Raw genomic sequence first — 2,592 nt, forward strand, 5'->3', positions numbered from 1 at the left:
GGCGGGTCGAGATCGCGGGCGTGGCCGGCCCGAGGACGCTGACGCTGGCCGAGCTGAAGCGCATGGGCCTCGCGAGCGTCGCGACCGTGCTGCAATGCTCCGGCAACGGCCGGAAATACATGCAGGACGCGCTGCAGCCGGGCCAGAAGATCTCGGGCACGCCCTGGACGGTGGGGGCGGCCGGCTGCGTGATCTGGAGCGGCGTGCCGCTCAAGGCCGTGGTCGAGGCGCTCGGCGGCCCGGTGGCCGGGGCGAAGTTCGTCACCGGGACGGGCGGCGAGGAGCTGCCCGCGGGGCTCAAGCCGAAGGACGTGATCGTCGAGCGCTCGGTGCCGATCGCGACCCTCGACACGGTGCTGCTGGCCTGGGAGATGAACGGCGAGCCCATCCCGCTGGCGCATGGCGGGCCGTTGCGGATGATCGTGCCGGGCTACTCGGGCGTGAACAACATCAAGTACGTCAAGACGGTGGCGCTGACCGAGGCGGAGACGGACGCCAAGATCCAGGCGGCGAGCTACCGCATGCACGGCGTCGGCGAGAAGGCCGGGCCGGCCCAGCCCTCGATCTGGGAGCAGCCGGTACGCTCGTGGATCACCGCCCCCCTGGAGGGCGGCGCCGCCGGCCGCGTGCTGGTCACGGGCGTCGCCTTCGGCGGCACGAACGCGGTGGCGCGCGTCGAGGTGTCGGCCGACGGCGGGCGGACCTGGACCGATGCGCCCTTCGTCGGGCCCGACCTCGGGCGCTACGCCTGGCGGCTGTTCGCGCTCCCGCTCGACCTCCCGGCCGGGACGCACGTCCTGGTGAGCCGGGCGACCGACGCGGCGGGCACCGTCCAGCCCGAGGATACGGCCCCGAACGGCGGCGGCTACAGCTACAACGGCTGGCGCGGGCCGGCGGTCACGCTCAGGACCGCCTGAGCCGTCCCCGTCCTCCCCCGGCCCGCGTCACGGCGATGCGGGCCGCCCGACCCACGGCCTCGCGAAAGCCCCCGATGCACGCTCCCTGCCTCGTCCCGAGCCTTGTCCTGAGCCTTGTCCTGTCCCTTGCCGCCGCCCCGGCCTTCGCGGATCCGGCGCGCCTCGAACTCGGCAGGCGCGTGTTCACCGAGCTGGCCGAGCCGCGCTGCGGGGTCTGCCACACCCTGGCGGATGCCGGCACGACGGGGGAGGTCGGACCCGTCCTCGATACGTTGAAGCCGTCTGCCGACCGGGTGGCGACGGCGGTCGCGAACGGGATCGGGGTGATGCCGGCCTTCGAGGACCTGACCCCCGAGCAGATCGAGGCCGTCGCGCACTACGTGGCGAGCGTGACCGGCGCCAAGTGAGCGATCCGGCCTCCCGCGCGGCAGCGACGCGGCAGCGCCCGGGCCTGCAAGATCGCCGTCGGGCCGGCCCACCGGTTCCGACCCGCGCGCCCGCCCGGCGCGTGGTCACCGTCGATCGGGCTTGATGAACTTGCACTTCCCCTCGAGAGACCAGGGACCCTCGACCGCGAACGCCGCGCAGAAGTCGTCGACCGCGCGGGTGACGCCGGGGAAGCGGCCGCCGAGGCGATCGTAGTCGTCGGCGACGAGCAGGCCGCCGGGCCGCAGCACCGGCCACCAGGCCCGCAGGTCGGCGGCGACGGAGGCCTCCTCGTGGCCGGCATCGAGATGGATCACGTCGGCCGCGACGCCGCGCAGGCGCATCAGCGCGGCCGCATTGACCGAGTCGAGCGGCAGCGGCACCACGCGCTCCGCCAGCCCCTCGCGCAGGACGTTGGCGAGGAAGGTGCGGTACAGGCTCGGGAAGCCGTGCTCGGTCGCGAGCTCGGCGAACAGCTCCTCGTCCGCCCAGTGATCGACGGCACCGAGCCAGGTATCGACCGCGATCACGGTGCCGGGGATGTCGCGCGCCGCCATGGCGCGGGCCATGGAGAGCGCGCTCGCCCCCTTCCAGGTGCCGACCTCGACGACCACGCGGGGGCGGAACCGCTCCACCGCCTCCTCGAGATAGGGGTGTTGGCTGCGCCAGCCCTGCAGGTCGAGGGGACGCAGCGCCTGCGGCGGGTCGGCGAAGGGGTCGCGGCCGTGCCAGAGCGCGGCGATGAGGTCGTGTCGGGTCATGTCCGGCTCGGGCTGCGTGAGGATGCGCGCCGGAGGGGCCGGCGCGGTCGGGAGCGCGTCAGGCCTCGCGGGCCCGAACGTAGAGGGCCTCGCACCGGTCGAGCCAGCGGTCGCGGGTGAACAGGCGCAGGACCCGGCGGCGCGGGACCGCGCGCGGGATCGCCAGCGCTTCGACGGCGGCGCGGGCGAGGGCCGCCTCGTCCCCGGGGGGAACGAGACGGCCGGCCTCGCCGACGACCTCCTCGGCCGCCCCCCTGGCGAACCCAGCCACCGGCAGGCCGCAGGCCATCGCCTCGACCGCCACGAGCCCGAAGGGCTCGTCCCAGCACGGGGTGAACAGGAAGACGGAGGCGCGGCCGATCTCGCGGGCCAGCGCCGCGCCGCCGAGATGTCCGCCGTAGCGGATCGCGCCGCCGAGCCGCGGGGCGATCTCCTGCGTCCAGTAATCCGGCTCCTCGACCGGGCCGAACAGGGTCAGCGGCAGGCCC

General features: G+C 74.8%; 4 protein-coding genes. 2 read left to right on the forward strand and 2 right to left on the reverse strand.

The window, feature by feature from the left end; genetic code table 11:
- Both AX737_RS10695 and AX737_RS10700 read left to right on the forward strand, forming a co-directional pair.
- Positions 1–917: sulfite oxidase (locus AX737_RS10695; protein WP_066921186.1), on the forward strand; the 917-nt coding region annotated here is incomplete at its 5' end.
- Between the two features lie 74 nt (positions 918–991).
- Positions 992–1,324 carry a cytochrome c gene (locus AX737_RS10700; RefSeq protein WP_066921187.1) on the forward strand — a complete coding sequence of 111 codons (333 nt, stop codon included), beginning with the start codon at positions 992–994 and terminating at the stop codon, positions 1,322–1,324.
- A 105-nt stretch (positions 1,325–1,429) separates the two neighbouring features.
- Here AX737_RS10700 and AX737_RS10705 read toward each other — a convergent pair whose 3' ends face one another.
- Both AX737_RS10705 and AX737_RS10710 read right to left on the reverse strand, forming a co-directional pair.
- Positions 1,430–2,104 (reverse strand): class I SAM-dependent methyltransferase, encoded by a 675-nt coding sequence (locus AX737_RS10705; RefSeq protein ID WP_066921190.1) that lies wholly within the window; start codon positions 2,102–2,104, stop codon positions 1,430–1,432.
- A gap of 58 nt (positions 2,105–2,162) precedes the next feature.
- The coding region (locus AX737_RS10710) for a glycosyltransferase (protein WP_156453647.1) at positions 2,163–2,592 on the reverse strand (430 nt) is incomplete at its 5' end.

The sequence above is a fragment of the Methylobacterium sp. CCH5-D2 genome (assembly GCF_001556475.1).
GTDB classification, from domain to species: Bacteria; Pseudomonadota; Alphaproteobacteria; order Rhizobiales; family Beijerinckiaceae; genus Methylobacterium; species Methylobacterium hispanicum.